Genomic DNA, 6,236 nt, shown 5'->3' on the forward strand with positions numbered 1-6,236 from the left:
CAGGGGCGCGGGGAACTGCGCGACCAGCCACAACCGAACCCGCACACGCCCCTCAACCTCAGGCACCCCCCACAGAAGGCGCCCCCACAATCAGCCGGAGGCTCCCGTCAACTTCAACGCGTACTCCGGCCACCACTCCCCCGCCTTGGGCCCCCCCTTGCACTCACCGTCCGACTCACCGGGCCGCTTCACCCACAGATACGCGTCCACCAGATCGTCCGCGGTCTTCGTGGTCGGGGCCTCACCGAGCGCCCGCCCCGGCGGATTGCACCAGCGCTCGCCGGGGTCACCCTCGGTGTACGGCCCGTTGCCGTTACGACTGGTGTCGATGACGAACGGCTTGTTTCCGACCTTCGCGGAGAGCTCCTTGCCGTACTTGATGGAGTCCTCGGTGGTGTAGAAGTTCGAGACGTTGACCGAGAACCCGTCGGCCTGCTCGACGCCGGCCCACTTCAGGGGCTCGAAGATCTGGTCGGGCTTGCCCCAGCCGGCATTGCCCGCGTCGAGGTAGACCTTCGTGTTCTTCAGGGACTTGAGCTTGCCGATGGCACCCTTGAGGAGGTCGTAGCGCTCCTCGTGGAACTCGTCCGGCGTGCACCCGTCCACCAGGTGCAGCACCGCGTCCGGCTCAAGGATCACCGTGGTCGGCCGGTCGCCGATGCCGTTTGCCACTCTGTCGATGAAAGCCCGGTATTCGTTGCCGTCCGCCGCGCCGCCGCCCGAGTACTGGCCGCAGTCGCGGTGCGGGATGTTGTAGAGGACGAGGATCGCGTCCCGGTCGGCCCGCTGCGCGGCCTCCGTGAACCCCCTGGCCTCCTCCTCCGCGCTCTCCGGCGTCAGCCACTGAGCCGTCGGCTGCTCGGCGATCTCGCGGATCTGCTTCGCTTCCTCCGCCTTGCCGTCCTTCTCGTACGCGGCCACCTGCTTCGCCGCGTTCCCCTCCGGGTTGACCCAGAACGGGTCCGAACCCTTGGGCTGCTGGCTGATCTTGTCGTCGGAGCCCTTGTCATCCTTGTCGCCGCCGTCTCCCCCGAAACAGCCGGCGACGAGCAGTGCCGCCCCCGCCACGACCACGGACGCCCGTGCCCCCCTCTTGCCGTACATCCAACTCCCCCCTGGTGCAGCGTCGTACGTCCCAATCCTGGCATACGTCCCGCGGCGCTCACGAGATCATCCATGCCTTGTCGGCCACCTGTTACCTCACGCCCCGGGTGGGTGGGCGACAGCCGCCTCGGTAGCCGCCCTTACCGAACGTCCCTCCATACAGGGCGAGTTCGCCGTCGACTTCGAAAAGCGCGCCACCCGCCTGCATCACATAGAGCCACCAGTGGTCGACTTGGCGTTAAACAGCCTCTAGGCCGCAGGCTTCCACCGTTCTAGAGTTGTTCGGACGAGACGGCCCCAGCCGCCGGTTGTCACACCATCTGCCGCACCATCCGTGATATCCGGATTGGCCCAGAGGCCTCCCGCGCCTGTGCCGGGTTACTCCCGCGGCCCGAGCGCGCGCGGTCGAGGACCAGCCCGGTCGGCGGCTCTGGGGGGAGCGGGTCGCCGACCGGGCCAAGGTGGTTCAGGTTCACTGTTTCGTGCCGGTGAGGTACGCGGACACGATCACGTCGGCCGTGCAGGTGCCGCTGTCCCGGTCGAAGGTGCCGCCGCAGCTGACCAGCCGCAGCTCGGCCCGCCCCGACTGCCGTACTGCGTACGCCTGTTGGGCGTCGAAGCGATCCCGGCCGACGACCCGGACGTCGTCCACGGTGAACTCGGCGGCCGTCCCGTCGTCGCGGACCACCCGGACCGTCTCGCCGATCCGCACCGCGCTGAGCCCGTGGAAGACGGCGGGCCGGGCCTCGGTGCCGGCGTACCCCACGAACAGCGCGGCTCCCGCGGCACCAGGGCGCGTTCCGGCCGCGTACCAGCCGACGGCGCCCGAGCGGGCGTACGGCGGCGGGCCGATCGCGCCCCGGTCGGCCGGCCCGCGGGCCGCGACCGGCGCCCGCACGCCCAGGGACGGGATGTCCAGCCGTTGCGGCCGAGCGTCTTCCAACGGGTCGGTCTCCGGCGGCAGTTCGGCCCCGGCGGGCCGCCCGACCGCCGCCATGTCCCCCGTGGTCGGCGCCCAGATCCCGCGCCGTACATCGGTCACTTCACGGCCCCACAGCCACAGGCCGAGCAACAGCACGGCCCAGGCGACACCGGTGACGAGGCGGCCACTGCCCATGGGACGGTTCCGTTCGGTCATCTCCGTCATTCCGTGCCGCGTCCCCTGCGGGCGCCGCGGCGGACGACGACCAGCGCGGCCACACTCGCCAGGACGAGACCGACCACGGCGTGACGGGCGCCCGGGCCCTCGGCCCGGGGGTTCAGCTCCCTGTTCTCCTTCGCTACGACGTGCGCGGCCCCGCCACCGCCCACGCCCAGGGGCTCGACCGGGGAGGCGGAGGCGACGGGGGCTCCCGGGGTGGTCATCGAGGCGGAGGCAATGGGGAATGCCGGCGCGGCCGGGGAGGCGGAAGCGGAAGCGGAAGCGATGGGGAATACCGGGGCGGTCTGCGAGGCGGAAGCGACGGGGAAAGGCGGGGCGACCAGGGGAACCGGGGCAGTCGGCGCGGCCGGAGCCCGGGTGGTCGTGGCGGCGGACGGTCCCCGCGCGCCCGCCCTCTCCGCGACCATGAGCGTGGTCTCGATCTTGTCCTCGACGCCGTCGCAGGGGACCTCGACCCGGTACGTTCCCGGCCTGAGCGAGGAGCGGACGCGGGTCTCGCCGACGAGCACACCGCCCCGGCCGGTGGTGAGCACGGCGTCCGCGACGAACGCCTCCGACGAGGCCGTGCCCGTCCGCCCCGTCCGCCCCGAACACCCCTGGGCGCGCAGCTGGATGTCGCTGCCGGGCACCGCGGGCGACGGCGTCACCGAGATCCCGCCATCGGCCGCGTACGCCACCGGACATGCCGCCCCCGGCGTCAGCGTGGCCGCGACCGCGACCGCCGCACCGGAACAGAATGTGACTCGCACTGAACCCATCGTGAACCTCCAGACATCTGGAGACTCCCTCTCCGGACGCGCACGCGCATCCGGGCAGGGACGTGGCTGCTCCGTTCGAGTGGGGGATGTTTGTGGTGGCCCGTGAGGCGTTGTGGGCGGGAGGGTGTCAGACGCGGTCGACCAGGTCGGCGATCGAGTTCACGACCTTGGAGGGCCGGTACGGGAAGTTCTCCACCTCGTCCGGGCGCGTGAGCCCCGTCAGCACCAGGTACGTCTGCATCCCCGCCTCGATGCCGGCCAGGACGTCGGTGTCCATGCGGTCGCCGATCATCGCGCTGGTCTCGGAGTGCGCGCCGAGCCTGTTCAGCCCGGTCCGCATCATCAGCGGGTTCGGCTTGCCCGCGAAGTAGGGCTTTCGGCCGGTCGCCTTGGTGATGAGCGCGGCGACCGCGCCGGTGGCGGGCAGCGGGCCCTCGGTGGACGGGCCGGTCTCGTCGGGGTTGGTCGCGATGAAGCGGGCGCCGCCCTGGATCAGCCGAACGGCCTTGGTCATGGCCTCGAAGGAGTAGGTGCGGGTCTCGCCGAGAACGACGTAGTCGGGGTCGTGGTCCGTGAGCACGTACCCGATGTCGTGCAGGGCGGTGGTCAGGCCCGCCTCGCCGATGACGTAGGCCGTGCCGCCGGGCCGCTGGTCGTCGAGGAACTGCGCGGTGGCGAGGGCGGAGGTCCAGATGTTCTCGACGGGCACGTCCAGCCCCATGCGGGACAGCCGGGCGTGCAGGTCGCGGGGCGTGTAGATGGAGTTGTTGGTGAGCACGAGGAACGGCTTGCCGGACTCCCGGAGCTTCTTGATGAAGGCGTCGGCGCCGGGGATCGGCACACCCTCGTGAATCAGCACACCGTCCATGTCGGTGAGCCACGACTCGATGGGCTTGCGCTCTGGCATGTGCGATCTCCTGCCGTACGTCCGCGGTTCGTGCTGGGCGCCGGACGTCTCTGTACCGACGGCCCCACCCTAATGAGCGGTGACCGAAAACAGGAGGGGGATCCTGGCTCAGGGATCAGCGGGACTTCCGGCGGGCGAGCGCGACCAGCAGGGCGCCGACGGTGAGCAGCAACGCCCCGGTGACGTACGTCATGACGTACGTCGACGCACTCGCCCCGGTCCGTGCCAGCTCGTCGGCAACCGTGGGGCGCTCGTCGCGTGCGTCGGTGCCGGTGGAGTCGCTTTCGTCGCCTTCAGCGCCTTCAGCGCCGTCGTCGCCTTCCTCTCGGGCGCTGGTGTCGCCGTGCTTGGGGGTGTCTTGCTTTGGAGTGTCTTGCTTTGGGGTCTCACCTTTCTTTGGGGCGGTGGCTTCGTCTTTCTTTGGGGCGGTGGCTTCGTCGTCTTCCGTTCGGGTCGTGCCGTCGTCGTCCTTTCGGGCAGTGCCATCGGCTTCCTTCCGGCCACTGCCGTCGCCTTCGCCTTCCTTCCGAGTGGTGCCCTCGCCTTCCTCTTCCTCTCCCTCCCGACCGCTGGGTTGTTCCTCTCCTCTCCGGCTGCCGCCTTCGTCGCTGTCGGTGATCCGGAACTGGTAGTCGTTCGACTCCCCCACCCAGTCGCCGTCGTCGCCCCGTCGTTGGACGACGGCCGCGTTCACCACGACGTCGTTGTCGGGCTCGGCCCCGGAGGTGACGGCGAGGCGGAGTTTCACGGTGAGGGTGTCGCCCGGGCGGACGGTGAATCCGGGGAAGCCGTCGTGGTCGAGGACACCGACGAGTTCGTCCGCGTCGGTGCGTTCGAAGGTGACGGGGTAGGGATCGGAGCCGTCGTAGAACTCCAGGGTTGGCTGGGTCGGCTGGAGCGCGCGTTTGTCGTCGACGAGGACGATCACGGGGTGGATGTTCTCGCAGGTGTGGGAGGTGGTGTTGGTGAGGTCCAGGGACCAGGTGCCGTACCCGCCGCCCGCGTCGTAGCTCGTCGGGCCGTCATGGATACGGGTACGGAGGGGAAAGGAGCCGGGGTCGCTGCCTGCACAGGTGGGGCGGGAGGGATCGGTAGGCAGAGAGGTCGTGGCGGACGCGACGGTGGCGGACGCGACGGTGGCAGACGCGGCGGTGGCGGGCCGTGTCGTGCCGACGGTGAGGACGGCTGCGGTCACAAGGGCGACGGTCAGACCAGTAAAAATTCGCATAATCACATGACCTTGCCCTCCAGCCTCCACATTCGGCCCCGCCACGCCAGACGCACCCCGAACGGCCCTCCAAGTCCCCTCGCTCGGCCGAACGCGCCCAGCCGTTCCCTCACCCGAACAGCGGCACCGGCAGCAACTGGGCGGCACCCTCGGCGACCTCACACCCCTCGCCGGGAGCGATCATGCTTAAGTGGACGTATGACGACTGGCATAGCCTCCGCCCCCGGCGTTCCCCTCCGCGTGGCCCTGGTCGGTTACGGCCTCGCGGGCTCCGTCTTCCACGCCCCGCTGATCGCCGCCACCGAGGGGCTGGCCCTCGACACCGTGGTCACCAGGAATCCCGAGCGGCGGGAGCAGGCCCGTGCCGAGTTCCCGGACGTACGGTTCGCGGACTCGCCCGACGAACTGTGGGACCGCGCCGGAGAGCTGGACCTGGTCGTCGTCGCGTCCCCGAACAAGACGCACGTCCCTGTGGCGACCGCCGCTCTCAAGGCCGGCCTCGCGGTCGTGGTCGACAAGCCGATCGCGGGCACGGCGGCCGAGGCGCGCGAACTGGCCGCCCTCGCCGACGAGCACGGCCTCCTCCTCTCCGTCTTCCAGAACCGCCGCTGGGACAACGACTTCCTGACCCTCCAGCGGCTCCTCGCCGAGGGCGAGCTGGGTGACGTATGGCGTTTTGAATCCCGTTTCGAGCGCTGGCGCCCCCAGCCCAAGGGCGGCTGGCGCGAGTCCGGTGACCCCGCAGAGATCGGAGGTCTGCTGTACGACCTGGGCAGTCACGTGGTCGACCAGGCCCTGGTCCTCTTCGGCCCGGCCACCGAGGTGTACGCGGAGTCGGACGTCCGCCGCGCGGGCGCCGAGGCGGACGACGACACGTTCATCGCCCTCACGCACGCGAGCGGAGTCCGCACCCACCTGTACGTCTCCGCGACGGCGGCCCAACTCGGCCCGCGCTTCCGTGTGCTGGGCTCGAAGGCGGGTTACGTGAAGTACGGCCTCGACCCCCAGGAGGCAGCCCTGCGCGAGGGCGAGCGGCCGACGGCCGGGGCGGGGTGGGGCGTGGAGCCCGAGTCGATG

At 70.5% G+C, this 6,236-nt stretch carries 6 protein-coding genes; 1 reads left to right on the forward strand and 5 read right to left on the reverse strand.

The features are described from left to right. Positions 1-90: 90 nt before the first annotated feature. The 5 genes from FPZ41_RS25130 to FPZ41_RS50335 form a co-directional block, all read right to left on the reverse strand. Complete coding sequence (locus FPZ41_RS25130; protein WP_152865980.1) at positions 91-1,104, reverse strand: glycoside hydrolase family 6 protein; 1,014 nt, start codon at positions 1,102-1,104, stop codon at positions 91-93. Positions 1,105-1,576: 472 nt separating this feature from the next. Next, positions 1,577-2,242, reverse strand: coding sequence for a sortase domain-containing protein (locus tag FPZ41_RS25135; protein WP_152865981.1), 666 nt, complete (start codon positions 2,240-2,242; stop codon positions 1,577-1,579). 5 nt (positions 2,243-2,247) lie between these two features. Next, complete coding sequence (locus tag FPZ41_RS25140; RefSeq protein WP_152865982.1) at positions 2,248-3,024, reverse strand: hypothetical protein; 777 nt, start codon at positions 3,022-3,024, stop codon at positions 2,248-2,250. 127 nt (positions 3,025-3,151) lie between these two features. Then, positions 3,152-3,931, reverse strand: coding sequence for an HAD-IIA family hydrolase (locus FPZ41_RS25145; RefSeq protein WP_152865983.1), 780 nt, complete (start codon positions 3,929-3,931; stop codon positions 3,152-3,154). A gap of 115 nt (positions 3,932-4,046) precedes the next feature. After that, positions 4,047-5,126 carry a hypothetical protein gene (locus FPZ41_RS50335; RefSeq protein WP_407698815.1) on the reverse strand — a complete coding sequence of 360 codons (1,080 nt, stop codon included), beginning with the start codon at positions 5,124-5,126 and terminating at the stop codon, positions 4,047-4,049. A gap of 231 nt (positions 5,127-5,357) precedes the next feature. Between FPZ41_RS50335 and FPZ41_RS25155 the strand changes: the two genes are divergently transcribed. After that, the coding region (locus FPZ41_RS25155) for a Gfo/Idh/MocA family protein (RefSeq protein ID WP_152865985.1) at positions 5,358-6,236 on the forward strand (879 nt) is incomplete at its 3' end.

The organism is Streptomyces acidicola, from assembly GCF_009377235.1.
GTDB classification, from domain to species: domain Bacteria; phylum Actinomycetota; class Actinomycetes; order Streptomycetales; family Streptomycetaceae; genus Streptomyces; species Streptomyces acidicola.

Coding starts and splice junctions, on each gene's coding strand:
- FPZ41_RS25130 (WP_152865980.1), bottom strand. CDS start 1,104: ATGTACGGCAAGAGGGGGGCACGGGCGTCCGTGGTCGTGGCGGGGGCG.
- FPZ41_RS25135 (WP_152865981.1), bottom strand. CDS start 2,242: ATGACCGAACGGAACCGTCCCATGGGCAGTGGCCGCCTCGTCACCGGT.
- FPZ41_RS25140 (WP_152865982.1), bottom strand. CDS start 3,024: ATGGGTTCAGTGCGAGTCACATTCTGTTCCGGTGCGGCGGTCGCGGTC.
- FPZ41_RS25145 (WP_152865983.1), bottom strand. CDS start 3,931: ATGCCAGAGCGCAAGCCCATCGAGTCGTGGCTCACCGACATGGACGGT.